This is a genomic window from Halomonas sp. BDJS001 (genome assembly GCF_026104355.1).
Classification (GTDB): Bacteria; Pseudomonadota; Gammaproteobacteria; order Pseudomonadales; family Halomonadaceae; genus Vreelandella.
In genome coordinates, this window is the sequence record NZ_CP110535.1 from 780,693 (window position 1) to 802,544 (window position 21,852).

The following is a 21,852-nucleotide window of genomic DNA, read 5'->3' on the forward strand; positions in this document are numbered from 1 at the left end:
TTTCTAATAGCGCTCTAATACGCTTGTTCATCTGGCTGTCCACACAGCTGTTTGCCATTCTGCCACTAAGTCTGGCTTTAGTCGTTTGACAACTGCGCTATAATGGCTGCTTTGCGACCCCTGAGGGTAGCGGTGACAGCGCCCTGGGACATCACGCTTTCTTGTTACGGATACCCTATGAAGAGCGCAGAACTCAGAAAGGCCTTTCTTGATTACTTTGCAGAGCAGGGGCACACCATCGTGCCAACAGGGTCACTGGTACCTGGCAACGATGCCACCCTACTGTTCACGAATGCAGGCATGGTGCCTTTTAAAGACGTCTTTTAGGCCGCGACCCGCGCCCCTATGTGCGGGCGACTTCCGCCCAGCGCTGCGTGCGAGCCGGTGGTAAACATAATGATTTAGACAACGTGGGCTATACCGCGCGCCACCATACTTTTTTTGAAATGCTGGGCAACTTCAGCTTCGGTGATTACTTTAAGCACGACGCCATTCGTTTCGCTTGGCAGTTTCTCACTGAGCGGCTTGGGCTGCCTGCAGACAAACTATGGGTTACCGTCTTTACCGAAGATGACGAGGCCTACAACATTTGGGCCGACGATATTGGCGTGCCTCACGAGCGCATTGCGCGTATCGGCGCAAAGGATAATTTCTGGCAGATGGGCGATACCGGTCCTTGCGGCCCCTGTTCGGAGATCTTTTTTGATCACGGCCCTGAAGTGTGGGGTGGCCCGCCGGGAACGCCGGAAGAGGACGGCGATCGTTTTATAGAAATCTGGAACCTGGTCTTCATGCAGTTTGATCGTGATGCCCAGGGCACGCTCAACCCGCTGCCAAAACCCTCTATCGATACCGGTATGGGCTTGGAGCGTGTCGCCGCTGTCATGCAAGGCGTGCACTCCAACTACGAGATCGACCTGTTCCAGAACCTGTTGAAAGCCGCTGCCAAAGCGACCGGGCATCCGGACACCTCGACACCTTCGCTGCGCGTCATCGCCGATCATATCCGCTCCTGCGCCTTTCTGATTGCCGATGGCGTGCTGCCTTCCAACGAAGGGCGTGGCTATGTGCTGCGTCGGATCATTCGCCGGGCGATTCGTCACGGCCATAAGTTGGGTGCGGTAGAACCGTTCTTTCATAAGCTGGTTGCAGCGCTGGATGCGGAGATGGGCGATGCCTATCCGGAACTGCGTGAAGCGAGCGATCAAATCGCCCGCGTGCTGCTAAAAGAAGAGGAGCAGTTTGCACGCACCCTGGATCATGGCATGGGGCTATTGAACGCGGCCCTGGCGGAATTGGACGGCAAGGTGCTGCCGGGTGAGACCGTCTTCAAGCTTTACGACACCTACGGATTTCCCTTCGACCTTACCGCCGACGTCTGCCGCGAACGTGGTGTCACCCTGGATGAAGAGGGCTTTCAGCAAGCCCTGGAGGCCCAGCGTGAACGTGCAAGGGCAGCCAGCCAGTTTGGTGCCGACTACAGCGCCTCCATCGAGCTGGAGGGTGAGACGGCCTTCACCGGCTACGACCGTTTGGAAGACCAGGCCAAGGTCACCGCGCTGGTCGACAGCGAAGGCAACGCCCTGGCCGCGCTGGAGGCGGGGCAGAAGGGCATCGTGGTGCTGGATCGCACGCCATTTTATGGCGAGTCTGGTGGGCAGGTGGGCGATACCGGATACCTGTATGTCGACGGTGGCCGTTTCCAGGTTACCGATACCCAAAAGAAGAACGGTCATCACCTGCACCAGGGTATGATGGTCGAAGGCTCGCTAAGCATCGGTGCCAGCGTACGCGGTGAAGTAGACGCCAGTCTGCGCACTGCCACCCTCCGCAATCACTCGGCCACCCACTTGTTGCACCAAGCGCTGCGCATGGTGCTGGGTGACCACGTGCAGCAGAAAGGCTCGCTGGTCAACGCCGAGCGACTGCGCTTCGACTTTAGCCACTTCGAGCCGATGACCGCCGAACAGCTGGCAGAAGTCGAGCGTCTGGTCAACGAGCAGATATTGGCTAACGCGCCGACCAAGGTCGAGCAGATGAGCCTCGATCAAGCCAAGGCCAAGGGAGCGGCAGCGCTGTTTGAGGCCAAGTACGCCGAGAACGTGCGCGTGCTGACCATTGGTGCCGACGACTTCTCTATCGAGTTGTGCGGTGGTACCCACGTGGCGCGCAGCGGCGATATTGGCTGCTGTCATGTAATAAGCGAGGTAGGTATTGCTTCCGGCGTGCGCCGTATCGAAGCGATCACCGGCGAAAATGCGCTGGCCTATTTCCGCGAGCAGGAGGCCCGCCTTGAGCGCTTGGGCGAGCGGTTGAAGACCAAGCCTGAGCAGGTTGAAGCCCGGGTAGAGTCACTGGTTGAGCGTAACCGCAGCCTGGAAAAAGAGCTTGAGCAGCTCAAGGCCAAGCTGGCCAGCGCTGCGGGTAGCGACATGCTCAGCCAGGTGCAAGAGATCAACGGTGTTAAGCTGCTGGCGACACAGTTGGATGGTGTGTCGGGCAAAGATCTACGTGGCATCCTCGATCAGCTTAAAAACAAGCTAAGCTCCGGAGTGATTATCCTCGGTGTTGCCGACCAGGCGTCGGGCAAAGTAAGCCTGATCGCTGGGGTAACCCAAGACCTGACCGGTCGAGTGAAAGCCGGTGAGCTGGTGAACCATGTTGCCTCGCAGGTGGGAGGAAAGGGCGGCGGCCGCCCCGATATGGCTCAAGCGGGAGGTAGTCAACCCGACGCCTTGCCGGATGCGTTGAAGAGCGTACCGGTATGGTTGGAAAACGTACTTAGCTAAACCTTTGGGCCGGTGGCATTATTGTCACCGGCCTTCATTTATTTAAATACAACTTCACCCTCCATTCCCGAACGCATAGGAAAAACGGCATATGGCATTATACGTACAGAAGTTCGGCGGCACTTCGGTGGGCTCTGTCGAGCGTATCAAGGCCGTAGCGGAAAAGGTTAAGGGTTTCCGCGACCAAGGTCATCAGGTAGTGGTCGTGGTCTCCGCCATGAGCGGCGAAACTAACCGCCTTACCGATATGGCGCAGGCGCTGAATGAAGATCCCGCGCCACGTGAGATGGATATGCTGCTGTCCACCGGTGAGCAGGTGACTATTTCTCTGCTTGCCATGGCGCTTCAGCAAATCGGCGTGCCAGCCACTTCGCACACGGGCGCCCAGGTAGGTATTCATACCGATAGTGCCTATACCAAGGCACGTATTCAGCGCATTGAAACCGAAGACCTGAAGGCCGACCTGGACGCTGGGCAGGTAGTGGTCGTCGCTGGTTTCCAAGGGGTTGATGAAGAAGGCAATATTACCACCCTGGGCCGCGGTGGTTCCGACACCACCGGGGTGGCGTTAGCCGCCGCGCTAGGCGCCGATGAGTGCCAAATTTACACCGATGTTGATGGGGTTTACACCACCGACCCCCGTGTTTGCTCCAAGGCCCAGCGGCTAACGAGCATCACCGTCGAAGAGATGCTGGAGCTGGCCAGTCTCGGCTCTAAAGTGCTGCAGATCCGTGCGGTAGAGTTTGCCGGTAAATACAACGTACCCCTGCGGGTACTGTCTAGCTTTGAAGATGGTCCCGGTACCCTAATTGTTGCAGAAGCAGACCAAGACGAGGACGCTATGGAAGAACCACTGATCTCCGGTATCGCCTTTACCAAGAATGAAGCAAAATTAACCCTGCTTAATACCCCGGACGTGCCAGGTGTTGCATCACGTATCCTGGGCCCAATTGCCGATGCCAATATCGAAGTTGATATGATCGTGCAGAACGTGGCGCCGGCCGGTGACTATACCGACTTTACCTTTACGGTTGCTAAAGGCGATTACAAGGCCACTAAGAAGCTGCTCGAAGAGACGGTGATTCCTGATTTAGGCGGCGGCGAGCTGCGTGGCGATGATAATATTGCTAAGGTTTCTTTAGTGGGTGTAGGTATGCGTTCTCATGCGGGTGTCGCATCGAAAATGTTCCGCGTACTCGCCGACGAAAACGTCAATATCCGTATGGTTTCCACTTCTGAGATTAAAATCTCGGTCGTTATTGATGAGAAGCATATGGAACTTGCCGTTAATGCGTTACACAAAGCTTTTGGTTTAGATAAGGCAGATATCGAATCTGAATAACATTTATGCCTTAATCCTTCTACGCTGAAGGGGTACTTACTGCCGTGTGGTGGTGAGCTTTCTTTCAACGGGAGGTATAAGGTGTCATGGAGCCGGAGTCATTGGTGACAGGCAGCACTATGTCGCATAATGGCAGGGTGTTGCCTCCGGCTGACATATCCCGTTGCATAAAACGTCTGAAAAGGAGATCAGCCATGCTCATCCTAACTCGCCGTGTTGGCGAAACCCTGATGATTGGTGATGAAATCACCGTCACCGTGCTAGGTGTGAAAGGCAATCAAGTACGTATTGGCGTTAATGCGCCGAAAGATGTGGCAGTTCACCGTGAAGAGATTTACCAGCGTATTCAGCGTGAACGAAACAGCGAAGACGAAGTGGAATAAGACTCGCGGGCTCGCATAATGAACCGATGCTTAAAGCGTAAGCTTATACGTAAGATATGGCCGGTGCGAAAAAAATCCGTCGAAGACTAGACACAAGAAGGCTAAATCGGTAATATTCGCGCCGTGCCGTTAAGGAGAGGTGGCCGAGTGGCTGAAGGCGCTCCCCTGCTAAGGGAGTATAGGGTTTATAGCCCTATCGAGGGTTCGAATCCCTCTCTCTCCGCCAATTGCATGTTAGAAGGTATGCGCCCGTAGCTCAGCTGGATAGAGTACCTGACTACGAATCAGGGGGTCGGAGGTTCGAATCCTCCCGGGCGCGCCACCTTTCGGTTAGCTGCTTATTCTCCATTGTCAGTGTTTTGATATATTGTCAGTGTCTCGATAAGTGGCGCTTGGTAAGTTTAAGTGTTAGCAAACTATTACGCGCCCGTAGCTCAGCTGGATAGAGTACCTGACTACGAATCAGGGGGTCGGAGGTTCGAATCCTCCCGGGCGCGCCAGATTCCAAAACCCGCTCTCTTCATTGAGGGCGGGTTTTCTGTTTCCAGTCTGAACTTTGAACGCCTATTTCTGACTTTATTACCTGTTTCCAGCCCGACCGGCTAAGGCTCGCACCCCGGTCTTGCGATCGTGTGTAGCGCCCCGCTTTACGGTAGGGCGCTTTTTTTTGCCTGTTGATTGATGGGGGTCGAGAGAGGGGTTAGGCCAGCGCGGCGTGCTGTTCGTCGACAATCAGGCTGTCGAGTAGTTGATCCAGCTCGGTGAGCCGCTTCACACGCTGAAAATTCTGTTCAGCTTCACTGCTGCCCTGGCGCATTTGGGCGAGCCACTGCTTTACCAGGGAGACCACGACGCGGTCTGGTAGCTGTTGGCGCTGAAGGGCGGCGTACTCTTTGAGCACATTGGCGCGCATCGCCCAGCTGCTTTCGGGTAGCCGCTCGCCGGTTTGCAGCCAATGGCGGATGCGTGGTGCCAGCCAAGGGTCGGCCAGCGCGCTACGTCCCAGCATCACATCGCGGCACCCGGACAGGGTGCGAGCCTTCCAGTAGTCTTCCAGCGTCCATATATCGCCGTTGGCAACCACCGGAATGGACACCTGGCGGCGTATTTTGCCGATCCATTCCCAGTGTGCCGGTGGGCGGTAGCCCTCGTCTCGAGTACGCGCATGCACCACAAGCTGGGCAGCACCTCCTGCCTCGGTGGCCTGGGCACAGGCAACCGCGAGGCGGCGGTTGGCGAAGCCAAGGCGAATCTTGGCGGTCACTGGGATTTCCCCCTCTAAAGCGTCATGAACAGCTTTGACCGCTTGATAGACGCGCTCAGGCTGGCGTAGCAGCGAAGCGCCACCGTCGTGACGATTGACCAGCTTGGCGGGGCAGCCAAAATTAAGATCGATGCTCACCGCGCCCAGGCTAAGCGCCTGTCGCGCATTGGCCGCCAGGGCGGCTGGGTCAGAGCCCAGCAGCTGTAAATGCACGGGAATGCCACTTGGCGTTGCCACAGGCGGTTGCGTCAGCTCCGGGCAGTGTTTATAAAACACTCTGGGTGGCAGGCGGGTATCAACAACGCGGACAAACTCCGTGACTGTCCAGTCGAACCCTGCGTGTCGGGTCAGCAGGTCGCGGGTCAGAGCGTCGATCACTCCTTCCATCGGGGCTAGGCCGATTCTGCCGTTATGTAGTAAATTAACAACCATGACTTCCACTATCGCGCCATTGCATTTTATGCTGGGTGTGGCAGGTTAGTGCATTCCTCTTACTGCGCCAAGCGCCTTTCACCGTATTGGCGTAATGATGTGCGTAACAATGGTGCTTGAACTGTGCTTCAAGACACCTCGCTTCAAGGAGAGCGCCTTATGCAGGATCTGGAACTGTTGCAGGATGGATTGGCGTTAATGGCGCTCGGAATGGGCGTAGTGTTTGTTTTTCTTACGATTTTAGTCATTAGCGTTACGCTGATGTCGAAACTTATTGGGCGTTTTCAACCCGTTCCCGCTGCGGTTGATACGGGTAAGAAAGCATCGCCCTCATCGCCCCCCGCAGCGCAAAGTGACGAGGTTATGGCTGTGATCAGTGCTGCAGTGCACCGTTACCGTTCAACCCGGCGTCGCTAACTTTCTCAATTTTTTTCATTTCAGCCCTCTTTTGGCTATTTTTTTGTTATTTTTACTACAAACTTACAACTCTACTACTGTGAGCCAAGACCATGAACGAAATAAAACGCCCTCTAGGCATTACCGATGTCGTGCTGCGCGATGCCCATCAATCGCTGTTTGCCACGCGGATGCGGCTGGATGATATGCTGCCGATCGCCGAAAAGCTGGATCGCGTTGGCTACTGGTCGCTGGAAACCTGGGGTGGAGCCACCTATGACGCCTGTATTCGCTATTTGGGTGAAGACCCCTGGGAGCGTATTCGTGCTTTAAAAGAGGCCATGCCTAACACACCTCAGGCTATGCTGTTGCGTGGCCAGAACCTGCTGGGCTATCGCCACTACGCGGACGACGTTGTCGATAAGTTTGTCGAGCGGGCCAAAACCAATGGCGTTGACGTCTTCCGCGTTTTCGATGCCATGAACGATCCGCGTAATCTCGAGCGCGCTATCCAGGCAGTGCGTAACGTGGAAGGCCACGCCCAAGGCACCATCTCTTACACCGTGAGCCCGGTACATACCCTGGATAGCTGGGTCGATCTCGCTAAAACCATTGCCGGTTTGGGCGCGGATTCATTGGCTATCAAGGATATGGCGGGGCTATTGACGCCCTACACAGCGTTCGACTTGGTCACACGGCTCAAGAAAGAGCTATCGATTCCGGTGCACCTACACTGTCACGCAACTACCGGTCTCTCAACGTCGACTATTTTGAAGGCGGTAGAAGCGGGCATCGATAACGTCGATACCTCGATCTCATCCATGTCGATGACCTATGGTCACAGTCCCACCGAATCCGTGGTGGCAATGCTGAAAGACACCGGCCGGGATACCGGTCTGGATCTTGAGCTGCTGGAGGATATCGCCGGCTACTTCCGTGAAGTGCGTAAGAAGTACGCTGCCTTTGAAGGTTCGCTGCGCGGTATTGATTCGCGCATCCTGATTGCTCAGGTGCCGGGCGGCATGCTGACAAACATGGAAGGCCAGCTCAAAGAGCAGGGCGCGGGCGATAAGCTGGACGACGTGCTCAGCGAGATCCCCCGCGTACGTGAAGACCTTGGCTTTATTCCGCTGGTCACACCCACCTCGCAAATCGTCGGCACCCAGGCGGTGATGAACGTGATGATGGGCGAGCGCTACAAGTCGATTTCCAAGGAAGTGCAGGCGCTGCTCAAAGGCGAATATGGCGCTGCCCCGGCGCCCTTTAACGCCGAGCTGCAAAAGCGCGTGTTGGAAGGCGGGGAGCCGATTACCTGTCGCCCGGCGGATAACCTGTCGCCGGAAATGGATAGATTGGCCGCCGAGCTCAAAGAGAAGGCCAGCGCTGAGGGTATCCGCTTGGCGGAAGGTAAGCGCGAAGTGGATGACGTGCTGACATACGCGCTATTTCCGCAGATCGGCTTGAAATTCCTTAAAAACCGCGACAATCCAGACGCTTTTGAGCCTGTTCCCCAAGCAGCTGAAGCTAGCGCAGAGAAGGTGCCCGTCAAGGCGGAAAGCAAAACGCCGGTCGCAAGCCAAGGCCCGGAAACCTACACCGTCAAGCTCAATGGCAAAGCCTTCGTAGTGGAGGTTTCTGAAGGTGGTGAGCTGGGCGAAGTGCAGGAGCAAACGGTCGCCAGCACTGGCGCCCCCAAAGAGGAAGTGTCTGCTCCTACAGGTGAGAGCATTGATGCGCCGCTGGCAGGCAATATCTTCAAGGTGAATGTTCGCCCCGGCGACAGCGTCGCAGAAGGTGATGTGGTGATCATCCTGGAAGCGATGAAAATGGAAACCGAGGTGCGTGCCAGCAGCGCAGGCACTGTATCTAAGGTTAACGTCAGCGAGGGCGACAGCGTAGCCGTAGGCGATACGCTGGTCGAGCTCTAAGGGCCCGGTAATGGATAAATTAGTCACCTTATGGGAAGGCTCTGGGCTATATAACCTTGAGCTTGGCCAAGCGGTCATGATTATGGTGGGGCTACTGCTGCTCTACCTGGCCATCAATAAAAAGTTTGAGCCACTGCTGCTGGTGCCGATTGGCTTTGGCGGCATCCTGGCCAACATCCCCGAAGCGGGGCTGGCGATTTCAGCGCTCGACCAAGCGATTGAGGTGGCGAAACCTGCCGTGCTGCAGCAAATGGCGGCAGCGCTAGGCGCCACGCTGGATCCACTGGCAAATGCGGAAGCCTGGCGAGAGTCGCTAAAAGCGCTTGCCCACGATAGCGTTGCGCCGGATCAACTGCGTGCCGCGCGTGACATTGCCGTGGGCTCCGGCTACAGCGATGGCATGCTCTACAGCTTCTATAAAGTCGCGATTGGCTCGGGTATTGCCCCGCTGATTATCTTTATGGGCGTGGGTGCCATGACTGACTTCGGCCCGCTACTGGCCAACCCGCGCACGCTGTTTTTAGGCGCGGCCGCTCAGTTTGGTATTTTTGCCACCCTGTTTGGCGCTGTAGCGTTAAGCTCGGTGGGGATCATGGATTTCTCGCTTAACCAGGCCGCCGCCATTGGTATTATTGGCGGCGCTGATGGCCCGACCTCTATCTATGTCTCCAGCGTGCTGGCACCGGAATTGCTGGGGGCTATCGCCGTGGCCGCCTACGCCTATATGGCGTTGGTGCCGTTGATTCAGCCGCCGATTATGCGCCTTTTGACCACCCAGAAAGAGCGTCAAATCAAGATGACGCAGCTGCGACCGGTCTCAAAACTGGAAAAGATTGTCTTTCCATTGGTGCTGCTGATTCTGGTGGCGCTGTTTCTGCCCGATGCAGCTCCGCTGCTGGGGATGTTCTGCTTCGGTAATTTGATGCGTGAATGTGGCGTGGTCGAACGTTTGTCAGATACCGCGCAAAACGCCCTGATCAATATCGTTACGATAATCCTCGGCCTGTCGGTGGGCTCCAAGCTGATGGCCGAGAGTTTCCTCTCGTTTGAGACGCTGGGGATATTAGGCCTGGGCATTGTCGCCTTTGGCATCGGCACGGCTGCCGGGGTGCTGATGGCCAAGCTGATGAACCTGGTGAGCAAAATGCCCATCAACCCCTTGATCGGTGCTGCGGGCGTTTCCGCCGTACCTATGGCGGCGCGGGTGGCGAACAAGGTGGGGCTGGAGTCCAATCCGCATAACTTCCTGCTGATGCACGCAATGGGCCCCAATGTGGCGGGGGTCATTGGTTCGGCAGTCGCGGCCGGGGTAATGATTAAATACCTGGGTTAATGTTGAACGAGTGAATAAAGAAGCGCGGCGTACTGACACTTGCAGTATGTCGCGTTTTTTTGATGGGCTATTCCGATGGACTATTCCGACGGGCTATCTAGTCAGTGAAAATGTCGATAGCGCTCTTCAAGCGGTTTTCTAACGGGGCAAGATCAAGCGGGCAGTCCCTTGGCCAGCCAATGGTTAGACGCACGCCATCAGCATCGTAGTCGGCTTGTTCAATAGGGACATCGCGCTCTTCACACCAGGTGCGGGCAATCGCCTCATTGGCAAAGGTGAGGCGCAGAGTGTACCTATCGCGCTCAACGACTTCTCGGGTAGGCAGCGTTTCAAGGGCATGGCTAACCGCCTGAGCGTAAGCGCGGGCTAAACCGCCGGTGCCGAGCTTGGTGCCACCAAAATATCGAATGACCACACAACCAATCTGGCCTAGTTGGCTACCCTGGAGAACCTGATACATGGGTCGGCCAGCGGTGCCGCCAGGCTCGCCATCATCGGAAAAGCCAATCAGGTTTTGCTCGCCGGGTGGCCCGGCAATGTAAGCAGTGCAGTGGTGGCTGGCAGTAGGGTGTGCATTTTTCGCCGCAGTCAGCAGGTGGGTGAATGCATCAATATCAGGGGCGTGGCACATCCAGGTGATAAATTGGCTTTTTTCGACTTCGATGTCGGCCGTATGCCATGACCCAATGGGTAGCTCGGGAACCCGATAGCGCATTAATGCTCCGTGAAGGTAGGCTCACTTTTCAAATGAACGCTGGGATGTGGTTCGACACCCATCACCATACCGAGTACCTGAATATCCCGGTTATGCAAAAACAGCGCTGGCTGCAACGTATCCTCTGGCCATAACTCTACGCCAAAGCGGCTGATAGAGAGCTGCCTCAAGGCAATCGTTTGCTGGTTAATTTCGGCAACGGCGGTTTCTGTATGGGTATCGTGTTGATAGCGACGGATAATAATGACATCGCCATCGAACAAGTTGCAATCGCGCAGTGCATTGCCGCGCACTTTGAGTGCATAGGTGTTGCGTCGGGTAACGCTAGAGGTCATGGCGTAAGGGCGCGGAGCGGGTTGTCTGCGGGCGAACGTAGTCGTAGGTGTTGCCATCGATAGTGCCATTGGGAAATCTCCATTGCATGTTCTTTCATACAGTGGTTTTTATTGTAGACCTGTTTTTGCATACAGTGCTAGCGATAATTAGTCTAACGACATATTGATTGAGGTCACGCTGCGACCCAGCGCCGCATTGTGTGAGTGGCGAGAAAGGGCCTTTACGTGTAGAGTTCGACGCGAAATCAATATGCCAGGAGAGACGCTTGAGCCTGTGTCTACAAGCCCGACAACTTGCCTGTGAGCGCGACGACCGCTGGCTGTTTCAAGGGTTGGATCTGGAGGTTCGCAGCGGTGAGATAGTGCGAATTGAAGGGCCCAATGGCAGTGGTAAAACCAGCCTTTTGAAAATTCTCTCCGGGCAGCTCAGCGACTACCAGGGCGAACTGTTCTGGAATGGCGCTGCGATGAACGAGGCACGTGAACATTTCCTGGCGAATTTACTCTATTTAGGGCATGCGCCGGGCATTAAGTCAGGGCTTTCCCCGTTAGAAAATTTAGCCTGGTATCAGGCGTTAAGCGGGGAAGGGGGGCATGAAGAGCAGCGCTTGGAAGCCCTTGAACGGGTTGGGTTGGCAGGCTTTGAAGACATGCCCGCAGGGCAGCTCTCGGCAGGCCAACAGCGCCGTGTTGCCCTGGCGCGCTTAACGTTAACGCCGCGCGCCCTATGGGTACTGGATGAACCTTTTACCGCGATTGATCGCCACGGCGTCGCTGATCTGGAGAAACAGCTGGTTGCCCACGCTCAGGCGGGAGGCTGCGTGCTGGTAACGACACACCACGAGTTAACCGCTTCACCGTTGCTCAGACGGATATCCCTAGGGTAAAGGAGAAAGGGTTGCACAGCTCTTCACAAAGCTCGGAGACCAATCAACAGGTTTTAGCAGTGCCACTGCGTGAGCATAATGGTGGGTTAATGACCGCAGTGAAGGCCACGCTCATGCGTGACTTAACGCTGATGCTGAGACGCCGTGGCGAGGTGCTCAACCCGCTGGTGTTTTTGCCCTGGTGATCACGCTGTTCCCGATCGCTATTTCACCCGATCCTGAGTTGTTAGCGGTGATCGCACCGGGTTTGCTGTGGGTCGCAGCGCTGTTAGCCGCGCTGCTTTCATTAGATAGCCTGTTTCGTAGCGATTATGACGATGGCAGTCTGGAGCAACTGCTACTGGCGCCGCAGCCGTTAGTCGCGCTGAGTTTGGCCAAAGTGGCCGTGCACTGGCTGCTGACCGGACTACCGTTGGCACTGATGGCGCCAATATTGGGTATCATGCTGGCGCTGCCAGCGGGTAGTTACGCCGTGCTGGCCCTGTCGCTGGCGCTGGGTACGGCAAGCTTGAGCTTGATTGGCGCCATCGGTGCGGCGTTAACCGTCGGCCTGGCGCGGGGCGGAGTGCTGCTATCGCTGCTGGTGCTACCGCTGTACATTCCGGTGCTCATTTTTGGCGCTGGCGCGGTGCAAGCGGCCATTTTAGGTGACGGTGTCTCTGCGCATCTGGCGATTCTGGGCGCGCTGCTCGCCGCCTCACTCATGTTGGCGCCGTGGGCGATTGCCGCATCGCTGCGCATCAGTATCAACGGTTAAGGACAGGACACGCTATGTGGGCCTTTATACATAAGCTGGGATCACCCAAGTGGTTCTACGGCATTAGTGCCAAATTGCAGCCCTGGTTCTGGGCTGCGGCGGCGCTGTTGATCGTCACTGGCTCCCTGTGGGGGCTCGCGTTTGCTCCGGCGGATTATCAGCAGGGTAATAGCTTCCGGATTATTTACGTTCATGTGCCGGCGGCCTTTTTAGCCCAATCCATTTTTATCGCCATGGCGGTTTCCGGCTTGGTGTTTATGGTCTGGAAAATTAAAGTCGCCGATATGGCGGCAGCAGTGATGGCGCCTCTTGGCGCGGCCATGACCTTTGTGGCGCTGTTCTCCGGCGCCGTGTGGGGCGTGCCCACCTGGGGGACTTGGTGGATGTGGGATGCACGGCTAACCTCCATGCTGATTCTACTGTTTTTGTACTTGGGCGTGATTGCCCTGCGTGGGGCGTTTACCAGCCGCGATAGCGCCTCACGGGCAGCTTCGGTGCTGGCCATGGTGGGGGTGATCAATATCCCGATCATTAAGTACTCAGTGGACTGGTGGTACACCCTGCACCAACCTGCCTCCTTTACTCTGACCTCGCGCCCGGCAATGCCCACCGAAATGTGGCTGCCGTTAGTCATTATGGTGCTGGGTTTTTACAGTTTTTTTATTGCCTTAACGCTGATGCGTACGCGCAGCGAAATTCTTCGCCGCGAAGCTAACAAGCGCTGGGTACAGGATCTGGTCAAAGGCCAGGTCGAGGAGGCTCGCTAATGGCATTTGATTCATTTGCCGAATTTCTCGCCATGGGTGGCCACGCGCCTTATGTATGGTCTGCCTGGGGGGTAACTGCGCTGCTGCTGCTCGCCACCGTATGGCATGCGCGTGCTGAACAGCGTCAACTGCTCAAAGGCTTGAAACGCCGCGCAAGACGCGCCAACAGCGCCAGGGGGAACGCCCAATGACACCGAAACGTAAGCAGAAACTCTTTGTTATTCTTGGCTTGGTCTCGCTGACCGCGATTGCGGTGGGGCTGACCCTTTACGCGCTGCGCTCTAACATCAATCTGTTTTTTAGCCCGGTGCAGATCGCCCAGGGCGATGCGCCCATGGAGCGGCAGATTCGCGCTGGCGGCATGGTAAAGGAGGGCTCGGTATCCCGGGATCACGAGAGCCTGGACGTCGAGTTTACCGTGACCGATTACGTCGATGACCTGCAGGTCTACTACAGCGGCATCCTGCCCGACCTGTTCCGTGAAGGCCAAGGCGTGGTGGTGGTCGGTGAGCTTCAGGGCGACGGGCGTTTGTACGCCGATAAGGTGCTTGCCCGCCACGACGAAAACTATATGCCCCCCGAAGTGGCCCAGGCGCTTGAAGAGGCGGGCTATTCGCCTGCCGATTATCAGGCCAAAGCTGCCGAGGTAGGTAAGCGGCTGGATGAAGAGGGCGTTCCCCAGGCAAGCGAATACTAGTACCAGCAGAATTTAGTACACCAAAACAGTAAAACCAGGGTTAGGCTTTTTACCAAATAAGCCCCAAGCGGAGCACACATGCTTATCAAACTGATCCCTGAAATTGGCCACTTTGCCCTCATCATCGCACTGCTAATGGCGGCGGTGCAGGCGGTGATGCCGCTGGCCGGTGCGGCGACTAGGCGCCCACTATGGATGGCCTACGGCCAGCCCATGGCCGTGGGGCAGTTTGTGTTTATTGCCATTGCCTACGCCTGTTTGACCGCCAGCTATATGCTCGATGACTTTAGCGTGGCGAACGTGGCCAATAACTCCAACTCGCTGCTGCCCTGGTACTACAAGTTCAGTGCCGTGTGGGGCAACCACGAAGGCTCAGTGCTGCTGTGGAGCTTTATGCTTGCGGGCTGGGGCTTTGCGGCCAGCCTGTTCACCGGCAATCTGCCGCGGGATATGGTCGCGCGGGTAATGGGCGTGATGGGCATGGTCTGCGTCGGCTTCTTGCTGTTTATTCTGATCACCTCGAACCCATTCGAGCGGCTGCTACCCGATATGCCCCAGGATGGCGCGGATCTTAATCCGCTGTTGCAAGACTTCGGGCTGGTGGTGCATCCGCCAATGCTCTACATGGGCTACGTAGGTTTTTCCGTGGTGTTTGCATTTGCCATTGCGGCGCTGATGGGGGGGCGTTTGGACGCCGCCTGGACGCGCTGGGCACGGCCGTGGACGAATATCGCCTGGGCGTTTCTGACCGTAGGTATCGCGCTGGGAAGCTGGTGGGCCTATTACGAGCTTGGCTGGGGTGGCTGGTGGTTCTGGGATCCGGTCGAAAATGCGTCGCTACTGCCCTGGCTGACGGGCACCGCGCTGGTTCACTCGCTGGCGGTCACCGAGAAGCGCGGCTCGTTTAAAAGCTGGACTGTGCTGCTGGCGATCTCGACCTTCTCGCTCTCACTGATGGGCACCTTCCTGGTGCGCTCCGGGGTACTGACCTCGGTACATGCGTTTGCCAACGACCCGGCCCGTGGTTTCTTTATCCTGATGCTGCTGGCGATTACGGTAACGCTGTCGCTACTTGTGTTTGCCCTACGCGCGCCGCGCGTGAGTCATAAAGTCGGTTTTAACTGGCTCTCCCGGGATGCGTTGCTGCTGGTCAATAATATCTTCCTGGTGATTATGACCGTCACCGTGCTGCTGGGAACGGTCTATCCGCTCATCCTGGACTCTTTGGGGCTGGGCAAAATCAGCGTGGGCCCGCCTTACTTTAATGCCCTGTTTGTGCCGCTTACCGTGGTGATGTGTATCTTTATGGGGCTCGGCTCGGTAACGCGTTGGAAGAGCATGGCGGCCGGGGAACTGACCCGTAAATTGTGGTTAGCAGGCGTTGCCGCGCTGCTGATAGGCCTATTGATGCCGCTGTTGTACCGCGGTGAATGGAACCTGTTTGTCTCCTTGGGCATTATCTCCGCGCTCTGGATTGTGCTGCCGATGGTGCGCGATGTATTTGATAAAACCCGCCACGCCAGCTCATTTATCGCCGGTATTCGTAAACTCTCCCTGGCTTACTGGGGCATGGTGTTGGGGCATATCGGCGTTGCCGTGACTATCGTAGGCGTGACGGTTGTCTCCAACTATAACATCGAGCGCAACGTACGCATGTCGCCGGGCACCACGGTGGAAGTCGCCGGCTATCAGTTCACCATGACCGAGCTAACCGAACGGCGCGGGGCCAACTTCCTGGCGGATACCGCCATGCTTCAGGTTCAGCGAGGCGACTCAGGCCGCAGCTTTACCATGCGACCTGAAAAGCGTCTTTACCTGGCCACCGGTATGCCGATGACTCAAGTGGCCCTGCGCCCAGGGCTGTTCCGTGACCTCTATGTGGCCATGGGCGAAGACCTTGGCGATGGCAGTTGGGCGATGCGGGTACAGTACAAACCGTTCGTCCGCTGGCTCTGGCTGGGTGGCCTGCTGATGGCGTTCGGCGGCGTGCTGGCAGTGCTCGACAAACGCTATCGTCGCAACGTGGTCACCCGTGAAGCGCCGAAAGTGGTCAGTGAAGGCAGTCGCGCGCGGGAGGCCACGGTATGAAGCGACGGCTACTGCTACTGCTGCTGCCGGTGGGGTTTTTAGGCCTGGCACTGTTCTTTTATCAAGGCCTCTCGCTGGATCCCTCCCAGCGTGACTCAGCGCTGATGGCGCGGGAGTTTCCGAGCTTTGAAGCTACCACCCTGCGTGATGAAAATCGCCGCGTAGACCAAACGCTATTAGAAGGCGAAGTGACCCTGGTGAACGTATGGGGCGAGTGGTGCCCTGCCTGTAAGCAGGAGATGCCGCAACTGCTGGAACTGGCTGATCGCGGCATTCGCATGGTTGGAGTTAACTACCGCGATACCCGCGAGAAAGGCATGCAGTTTCTCAGCGAGTTTGGCGACCCGTTTGAGGTTAATATTTTTGACCCCGAAGGTGAGCTGGGTTTTGATCTTGGCGTCTACGGTGCCCCGGAGACGTTCCTGGTCGATGCCGACGGAATCATTCGCTATCACCATAAAGGCTATGTATCACCCCAAGACGTGCGGGAACGTATTCTGCCGGAGGTGGAGAAATGGCGCTAATGCGAACCATGGCAGCGTTACTACTGTTGTTCATAGCGTTTGGCGCAGCGGCAGGCGGTATCGAGCTGCGCGAATTTGACGACCCGGTGATGGAGAAGCGTTACCGCGACTTAACTGCTTCCATGCGCTGCCCACTGTGTGAAAACCAGGCGATTGACGACTCCGACGCACCTATCTCGGCAGATATGCGCGAGCGCGTTTATCAACTGCTGCAAGATGGCCAGTCGGATATCGAAATTATCAATCATATGGTGCAGCGATTTGGCGAATATATTCTCTATAACCCCCGTTTAGAGAGCCGTACCTATCTGCTTTGGGGCCTGCCCATTGGTCTGGTATTGCTGGGCGCTATTGTGGTCGTACTGATGATTCGCGCCCGCCGAAACGCCTCTGCTAAAGCGTTGAGCCCCGAAGAGCGCCAACGTATAGAAGCGCTGACTAACCGTAAGAGGTCTTCATGACGCTGCTCTGGATTGCGATTGCCGTTTTACTGGTTCCCGCGCTGTGGCTGCTGGTTTCGCCGCTCAGAAACGCGCGTGCCCTGCATGACCAGCAGCGCGATTTTGAAGCCAACGACACCTCCGCCGAGCAGAACGTGGAGATTTTTAAACGCCGCTTGGCGTCACTGGAAGCCGCCCGTGAACGCGGCGATATAGATGCCGCACGTTTTGAGGAAGACCGTCTCGAGCTTGAGCGCAGTCTGCTGGAGGACACCGCTTTTCGCGAGCGTCCACCGTTAAAAACAGCCAGCGCCGGCCGCATCGTCGTGCCCGTGATCATGCTCGCTGTGGTGGCCGTTAGCGTCATTTGGTATCAGCAAAAGGGCGCTGAGGGCGACCTGGTGCTACTGGCCGTGCAGCAAGAAGTGCGCAACGACCCTGACGGATCGCTCGCCATGTATATCGAGCGAATGGAGGAGCAGGCCGAGCGCCAGCCGGATAATCCCAACGTGTGGAGCACGCTGTTTCCGCTCTACCGGGAAACCGGGCAAATGCCCGAGGCGGTGGACGCCCTGGAGCGCCTGATCGAGATTGAAGGGCGCATTCCACCGTTGCTTGCGCAGCTGGCGCAAATTCGTTTCTTTATGGCCGAACGCGAGCTGACCGACGAAGTGCAGGCACTGGTCGATGAGACGCTGGAACAGGATCCCCGCCAGCCCACCGTGCTGGGCTTACTGGGCATCAATGCCTTCGACAACGGTGATTACCAACAGGCCATCGACCACTGGCGTCGGGCCATCGCCAATATCGAAGACCCCAATACTGTCTCTTCGCTGCGCGACGGTATTCGCGTGGCTCAGGAGCGCATGGGCATTGAACCTGAGGAGGCCGTTGCCGAGGGCAATGGTATTCGGGTTCGCGTTGCGTTAGACAGCGAACTTGCTGGGCGCGTTGACGATAATGACAGCGTGTTTATTACCGCCCGCGATAGTGAGGGTGAGTTGCCGCCCCTCGCCGTGGTGCGCGCCCAGGTATCTGAGCTGCCCATGACGGTGACGCTAGATGACAGCGCTGCTATGTCGCCCCAGGCGCAGATCTCACAGGTGCGAGAAGCGCGCTTAATAGTGCGTGTTTCTCCCTCTGGCCAAGCAACGCCCCAACCGGGGGATCTGTTTGGCGACCTTGAGAGCGTCAGCATTGGGCCTATTAATGACGCGGAGGCGGTTGAAGTGGTGATTAACCGTGTCTTTGAATAATCGCAACGGGAACGCCGCTTCGGTATGCGCTTAACGTCGATTCGCTTAGTCGGGTTTAAATCCTTTGTGGATCCGGTCACGGTGCCTTTCGATGGCAATATGACCGCCATCGTGGGCCCCAACGGCTGTGGTAAATCCAACATTATTGACGCCGTTCGCTGGGTCATGGGGGAGTCCTCCGCCAAAACCCTGCGCGGCGAATCCATGGCTGACGTTATCTTTAACGGCTCCACTGGCCGTAAACCGATCAGCCAAGCCTCCATAGAGCTCAAGTTCGACAACCGCGACGGCGGCATGGGGGGCGTTTACGCTCAGTATGCGGAAATTGCCGTTAAGCGTTTGGTCACCCGGGACGGACAATCCAACTACTTCTTTAACGGTCAGAAGTGCCGTCGGCGCGATATTGCTGATCTGTTTATGGGTACCGGCCTGGGCCCGCGCTCCTACGCGATTATTGGCCAGGGCATGATCTCGCGGCTGATCGAAGCGCGTCCCGATGACCTGCGCTCGACCCTGGAAGAGGCCGCAGGGATCTCCAAGTACAAAGAGCGCCGCCGGGAAACCGAAAACCGCATGCGGCGCACCCAGGAGAACCTGGAGCGTCTGGACGATATTCGCGAAGAACTGGATAAACAGCTGGAGCGTCTCAAGCGTCAGGCCGAAGCCGCCAAGCGCTATCAAGACTTAAAGGAGCAGGAGTATCGGCTCAAGGGCGAGCTTGCGCTTTTACGCGGGCGCGCCTTGCGGGCGGAGCAATCGCATCAGGAGAGCCGTGTCCGCGAGTTGGAAATAGCCGTTGAAAAAGATGTTTTCGGTGTCCGCCAGTGCGAAACCCGTCTGGAGCAGGCCAGGGAGCAGCATGACCAACTCTCAGAGGTGCTTGATCGCCACCAGCAGCAGTTCTTTGAGACCACCACGCGGATTGCGCGTTTAGAGCAGGATCAGGCTCACCGACGCAGCCGCGAAACCCAGCTGGCCAATGATATCGCCACCGCCCGACGTGAGCTGGATGAGCAGCGACGGGTTAGTGAGGGGGATCAGGAGCGTTTAGCCGCCATTGACGAGCGCTTTGAAGATTTACTCCCCGAGCATGAAGCGCTAGAGGAGCAGCTCGAACGCCTGGAACAGGCGCTAGCCGACGCAACCCCCGCGCTGGAAGCCGCTGAACAGCAGTGGGCCGATGCCGAAACCCGCTGGCGCGATGCCAGCCGTGATGCGGACCGCAGCCAGGATCAACTGCGCGACCTTGAACAGCGTATTCAGCGTTTACAGGCGGAGAATCAGCGCCGTCGTCAGCAGCGCAGCGAAGTAGCCGATCTGACAGCGCTGCGCGAAGAGCATGCGGTGTGTCAGGCCCAGTTAACCGAAGCAGAGGAGCTGGCGGACGGTTTTCAAACCCAACGCGATGAGTGGCAGCAGCGCTATGGCGACGCCAAGGCGGCCTACCAGCAGGCCACTCAGACGCGGGACAATCAGCGCGCTGAACTCAGCCAGCGCCAGGGTGAGTTGGCCTCACTTCAAGCGTTGATTGATGCCGCCCTGGTGGATCACGATCCGGCTATCGGCACGACCCTGGAAGCGCATGGCTTGGCGGATGCCCCGCAGTTAGGTGAAGTGCTGCAGGTCGAGCCCGGTTGGGAAACGCTGGTGTCCTGGCTGCTGGCTCCCTGGCTTAATGCTCGCCTGGTTGCGCGTGATCAGCTAGCGGCTTTGCCGGAAGCCTTAGCCACGGAGTGGCGGCTGATTGATCAAACACCGCCAGCCGCCTCAACGTCCGGCCAAAGATTAGACAGTTTGGTCAAGGGCGCTGGTGCGTTGGGTGAGTGGTTAGCAAGCATTCACTATACGCAAACGGCAGAGGAAGCGGAGGCGCAGGTAGCGCACCTGGCTCCCGGTGAAAGCGTGGTAAGCCAGGATGGCGTTTGGCTGGGCCGCGGTTGGCTGAACCAGCAGGCCAACGGTGAAGGCATTGATGGGCTGCTATTAACCCGCCGCCGCTACGCCGAACTGACCGCCCAACGTGAAAGTGAAGAGGAAGCGCTGGCGCTCGCTGAAGCGCAGTGTGAAGCGGCCAGTGAAGCCATTGAGTCGCTGGAGCAGGCCCGTGAGCAGCAGGCCGAGCAGGAGCGTGCCCACGCTGCCACCCTGCAGCAGCTGGCGGTAAAAGAGCGCAGCCTGGCCCAGCGCCTGGAGCATCTGGAGAGTCGCGCCACTGAGCTTGATGAAGAGCTTGCCCAGCTACAAGAGGATGAAGCTGAGTTAGCGCTTACCCTCGACGAGCAGCGCGCCCGCTGGCATGTGGCGATGGAGCAGTTAGAGAGCGCGGCGCAAGCACGGGAAACCAGCGCCGAGCAGCGCAACCGGCAGCGTGAGGCACGTGATCAGTTAACCCAACAGCTCGCTCCGCTCAAAGCGCAGCAGCAGGCGCTGGCACTTGAGAGGGAACGCTTAAGTGCCGAGCGTGATAGCCTGCGCTCCCAGCAGGCGCGTTCCAGTGACTCTGAAGAGCGCCTCTCGCTACGTATTGCCGAGTTGGAAGAGTCGCGGGAAATGCTGCTTGAGCCCGACGAACTGGCGGGAGAAGAGCTCGAAGAGCTGCTGCACCAGCGCGAGCAGCAGGAGGGGCGCTTAAATGCCACTAAACAGCAGGCTCAGGGACTGGCAGAGCAGCTACGCAATGATGAACTTGCCCGCCAACAGCACGAGCGCAACCTGGAGCAGAGCCGCGAGCAACTCCAGCAGCGGCGAATGGATGCCCAGGCGCTAGCACTCAAAGCCGCGACTCAGGACGAACAGCTGGCTGAATTAGGACATAACGTCGAAACCCTGACCGAGCAACTGCCTCAGGAGGCCACTGAGACACGTTGGCAGGAGCGTCTGGAAAGCACCACGGACAAGATTCGCCGCCTGGGGGCGATCAACCTTGCTGCTATTGAAGAGTACGATCAGCAGGCCGAACGGCGTAACTATCTGGAAGCGCAGCACGCCGAGCTGACCGAAGCGCTTGAAACCCTTGAACGGGCAATCAAGCGCATCGATCAGGAGACCCGCGTACGTTTTCGGGAAACCTTTGATCAGGTTAATACCGGCTTACAGACCCTGTTCCCGCGGGTATTCGGTGGCGGTGCCGCCTGGTTAACGCTAACCGGCGATGACCTGTTGGAAACCGGCGTGGCGATTATGGCCCGCCCGCCGGGTAAGAAAAACAGCACCATTCATCTGCTCTCGGGCGGCGAGAAGGCGCTTACCGCGCTGTCGCTGGTATTCGCGATCTTTCAGCTTAACCCGGCCCCGTTCTGTATGCTGGATGAGGTGGATGCCCCCTTGGACGACGCCAATGTGGGCCGCTATGCCCGGTTAGTGAAAGAGATGTCTGAAAACGTTCAGTTTATCTACATCACCCACAACAAGATTGCCATGGAAGCCGCCGAGCGCCTGATGGGGGTCACCATGCAGGAGCCTGGCGTCTCGCGGTTAGTCTCGGTAGGTATTGAAGAGGCAGCCGCATTGGTTGATTAG

Annotated in this window: 17 protein-coding genes, 3 tRNA genes and 2 pseudogenes; 19 read left to right on the forward strand and 3 right to left on the reverse strand. The window is 57.4% G+C overall.

The window, feature by feature from the left end; genetic code table 11:
* The first annotated feature begins 177 nt into the window (after positions 1 to 177).
* The 6 genes and pseudogenes from alaS (at position 178) to OM794_RS03765 (ending at position 5,014) form a co-directional block, all read left to right on the forward strand.
* Positions 178 to 2,789 (forward strand): annotated as a pseudogene (gene alaS / locus OM794_RS03740) (alanine--tRNA ligase).
* Positions 2,790 to 2,880: 91 nt separating this feature from the next.
* Positions 2,881 to 4,131 (forward strand): aspartate kinase, encoded by a 1,251-nt coding sequence (locus tag OM794_RS03745; RefSeq protein ID WP_088700649.1) that lies wholly within the window; start codon positions 2,881 to 2,883, stop codon positions 4,129 to 4,131.
* Positions 4,132 to 4,325: 194 nt separating this feature from the next.
* Entirely contained in the window at positions 4,326 to 4,514 is a 189-nt protein-coding gene (csrA, locus tag OM794_RS03750) for a carbon storage regulator CsrA (RefSeq protein ID WP_088700650.1), read from the forward strand.
* 133 nt (positions 4,515 to 4,647) lie between these two features.
* Positions 4,648 to 4,740: transfer RNA gene (locus tag OM794_RS03755), tRNA-Ser, on the forward strand.
* Between the two features lie 19 nt (positions 4,741 to 4,759).
* A tRNA-Arg gene (locus tag OM794_RS03760) sits at positions 4,760 to 4,836 on the forward strand.
* Positions 4,837 to 4,937: 101 nt separating this feature from the next.
* A tRNA-Arg gene (locus OM794_RS03765) sits at positions 4,938 to 5,014 on the forward strand.
* A gap of 200 nt (positions 5,015 to 5,214) precedes the next feature.
* On the opposite strand, the gene OM794_RS03770 is transcribed toward OM794_RS03765, so the two are convergent.
* The gene (locus OM794_RS03770; protein ID WP_226250416.1) at positions 5,215 to 6,210 is read right to left on the reverse strand and encodes a tRNA dihydrouridine synthase; all 996 of its coding nucleotides are present in this window, start codon (positions 6,208 to 6,210) and stop codon (positions 5,215 to 5,217) included.
* Positions 6,211 to 6,369: 159 nt separating this feature from the next.
* Here OM794_RS03770 and OM794_RS03775 point away from each other — a divergent pair, with 159 nt between their 5' ends.
* The 3 genes from OM794_RS03775 to OM794_RS03785 all read left to right on the forward strand — a co-directional run bounded on the left by OM794_RS03775 (position 6,370) and on the right by OM794_RS03785 (position 9,867).
* The gene (locus OM794_RS03775) at positions 6,370 to 6,627 is read left to right on the forward strand and encodes an OadG family protein (RefSeq protein ID WP_211595798.1); all 258 of its coding nucleotides are present in this window, start codon (positions 6,370 to 6,372) and stop codon (positions 6,625 to 6,627) included.
* Positions 6,628 to 6,719: 92 nt separating this feature from the next.
* Entirely contained in the window at positions 6,720 to 8,534 is a 1,815-nt protein-coding gene (gene oadA / locus OM794_RS03780; RefSeq protein ID WP_226250415.1) for a sodium-extruding oxaloacetate decarboxylase subunit alpha, read from the forward strand.
* A 10-nt stretch (positions 8,535 to 8,544) separates the two neighbouring features.
* The gene (locus OM794_RS03785; RefSeq protein ID WP_226250414.1) at positions 8,545 to 9,867 is read left to right on the forward strand and encodes a sodium ion-translocating decarboxylase subunit beta; all 1,323 of its coding nucleotides are present in this window, start codon (positions 8,545 to 8,547) and stop codon (positions 9,865 to 9,867) included.
* 97 nt (positions 9,868 to 9,964) lie between these two features.
* On the opposite strand, the gene OM794_RS03790 is transcribed toward OM794_RS03785, so the two are convergent.
* Both OM794_RS03790 and OM794_RS03795 read right to left on the reverse strand, forming a co-directional pair.
* A complete protein-coding gene (locus OM794_RS03790) occupies positions 9,965 to 10,582 on the reverse strand; it encodes an IMPACT family protein (RefSeq protein WP_226250413.1) in 618 nt (205 codons plus the stop codon).
* Entirely contained in the window at positions 10,582 to 10,986 is a 405-nt protein-coding gene (locus OM794_RS03795) for a LexA family protein (protein WP_226250412.1), read from the reverse strand. The genes OM794_RS03790 and OM794_RS03795 overlap by 1 nt, the downstream gene beginning before the upstream one ends.
* A 197-nt stretch (positions 10,987 to 11,183) precedes the next feature.
* Here OM794_RS03795 and ccmA point away from each other — a divergent pair, with 197 nt between their 5' ends.
* From ccmA to smc, 10 genes and pseudogenes are all read left to right on the forward strand, one after another.
* A complete protein-coding gene (gene ccmA / locus OM794_RS03800; protein WP_226250411.1) occupies positions 11,184 to 11,804 on the forward strand; it encodes a cytochrome c biogenesis heme-transporting ATPase CcmA in 621 nt (206 codons plus the stop codon).
* An 89-nt stretch (positions 11,805 to 11,893) separates the two neighbouring features.
* Positions 11,894 to 12,561: pseudogene (gene ccmB / locus OM794_RS03805) on the forward strand (heme exporter protein CcmB).
* A 14-nt stretch (positions 12,562 to 12,575) separates the two neighbouring features.
* Positions 12,576 to 13,328: a heme ABC transporter permease gene (locus OM794_RS03810; RefSeq protein ID WP_226250410.1), complete on the forward strand. Its 753-nt coding sequence runs from the start codon at positions 12,576 to 12,578 to the stop codon at positions 13,326 to 13,328.
* Positions 13,328 to 13,519 carry a heme exporter protein CcmD gene (gene ccmD, locus OM794_RS03815; protein ID WP_088700657.1) on the forward strand — a complete coding sequence of 64 codons (192 nt, stop codon included), beginning with the start codon at positions 13,328 to 13,330 and terminating at the stop codon, positions 13,517 to 13,519. Before OM794_RS03810 ends, ccmD begins: the two co-directional genes overlap by 1 nt.
* Positions 13,516 to 14,025 carry a cytochrome c maturation protein CcmE gene (gene ccmE / locus OM794_RS03820; protein ID WP_226250409.1) on the forward strand — a complete coding sequence of 170 codons (510 nt, stop codon included), beginning with the start codon at positions 13,516 to 13,518 and terminating at the stop codon, positions 14,023 to 14,025. Before ccmD ends, ccmE begins: the two co-directional genes overlap by 4 nt.
* 78 nt (positions 14,026 to 14,103) lie before the next feature.
* Positions 14,104 to 16,113: a heme lyase CcmF/NrfE family subunit gene (locus tag OM794_RS03825; protein ID WP_226250408.1), complete on the forward strand. Its 2,010-nt coding sequence runs from the start codon at positions 14,104 to 14,106 to the stop codon at positions 16,111 to 16,113.
* The gene (locus OM794_RS03830) at positions 16,110 to 16,637 is read left to right on the forward strand and encodes a DsbE family thiol:disulfide interchange protein (protein ID WP_226250407.1); all 528 of its coding nucleotides are present in this window, start codon (positions 16,110 to 16,112) and stop codon (positions 16,635 to 16,637) included. Before OM794_RS03825 ends, OM794_RS03830 begins: the two co-directional genes overlap by 4 nt.
* Positions 16,628 to 17,098, forward strand: coding sequence for a cytochrome c-type biogenesis protein (locus tag OM794_RS03835; RefSeq protein WP_226250406.1), 471 nt, complete (start codon positions 16,628 to 16,630; stop codon positions 17,096 to 17,098). The genes OM794_RS03830 and OM794_RS03835 overlap by 10 nt, the downstream gene beginning before the upstream one ends.
* Positions 17,095 to 18,333, forward strand: a complete 1,239-nt coding sequence (gene ccmI / locus OM794_RS03840) for a c-type cytochrome biogenesis protein CcmI (protein WP_226250405.1) — start codon at positions 17,095 to 17,097, stop codon at positions 18,331 to 18,333. Before OM794_RS03835 ends, ccmI begins: the two co-directional genes overlap by 4 nt.
* 24 nt (positions 18,334 to 18,357) lie before the next feature.
* Positions 18,358 to 21,852, forward strand: coding sequence for a chromosome segregation protein SMC (smc, locus tag OM794_RS03845; RefSeq protein ID WP_226250404.1), 3,495 nt, complete (start codon positions 18,358 to 18,360; stop codon positions 21,850 to 21,852).

What these genes read in the sequence shown, in the direction of transcription:
- OM794_RS03745 (WP_088700649.1), top strand. Translation starts at nt 2,881, where the DNA reads ATGGCATTATACGTACAGAAGTTCGGCGGCACTTCGGTGGGCTCTGTC.
- oadA (WP_226250415.1), top strand. Translation starts at nt 6,720, where the DNA reads ATGAACGAAATAAAACGCCCTCTAGGCATTACCGATGTCGTGCTGCGC.
- OM794_RS03775 (WP_211595798.1), top strand. Translation starts at nt 6,370, where the DNA reads ATGCAGGATCTGGAACTGTTGCAGGATGGATTGGCGTTAATGGCGCTC.
- OM794_RS03785 (WP_226250414.1), top strand. Translation starts at nt 8,545, where the DNA reads ATGGATAAATTAGTCACCTTATGGGAAGGCTCTGGGCTATATAACCTT.
- OM794_RS03825 (WP_226250408.1), top strand. Translation starts at nt 14,104, where the DNA reads ATGCTTATCAAACTGATCCCTGAAATTGGCCACTTTGCCCTCATCATC.
- ccmI (WP_226250405.1), top strand. Translation starts at nt 17,095, where the DNA reads ATGACGCTGCTCTGGATTGCGATTGCCGTTTTACTGGTTCCCGCGCTG.
- OM794_RS03835 (WP_226250406.1), top strand. Translation starts at nt 16,628, where the DNA reads ATGGCGCTAATGCGAACCATGGCAGCGTTACTACTGTTGTTCATAGCG.
- ccmE (WP_226250409.1), top strand. Translation starts at nt 13,516, where the DNA reads ATGACACCGAAACGTAAGCAGAAACTCTTTGTTATTCTTGGCTTGGTC.
- ccmD (WP_088700657.1), top strand. Translation starts at nt 13,328, where the DNA reads ATGGCATTTGATTCATTTGCCGAATTTCTCGCCATGGGTGGCCACGCG.
- csrA (WP_088700650.1), top strand. Translation starts at nt 4,326, where the DNA reads ATGCTCATCCTAACTCGCCGTGTTGGCGAAACCCTGATGATTGGTGAT.
- OM794_RS03770 (WP_226250416.1), bottom strand. Translation starts at nt 6,210, where the DNA reads ATGGTTGTTAATTTACTACATAACGGCAGAATCGGCCTAGCCCCGATG.
- OM794_RS03810 (WP_226250410.1), top strand. Translation starts at nt 12,576, where the DNA reads ATGTGGGCCTTTATACATAAGCTGGGATCACCCAAGTGGTTCTACGGC.
- smc (WP_226250404.1), top strand. Translation starts at nt 18,358, where the DNA reads ATGCGCTTAACGTCGATTCGCTTAGTCGGGTTTAAATCCTTTGTGGAT.
- OM794_RS03795 (WP_226250412.1), bottom strand. Translation starts at nt 10,986, where the DNA reads ATGGCACTATCGATGGCAACACCTACGACTACGTTCGCCCGCAGACAA.
- OM794_RS03830 (WP_226250407.1), top strand. Translation starts at nt 16,110, where the DNA reads ATGAAGCGACGGCTACTGCTACTGCTGCTGCCGGTGGGGTTTTTAGGC.
- OM794_RS03790 (WP_226250413.1), bottom strand. Translation starts at nt 10,582, where the DNA reads ATGCGCTATCGGGTTCCCGAGCTACCCATTGGGTCATGGCATACGGCC.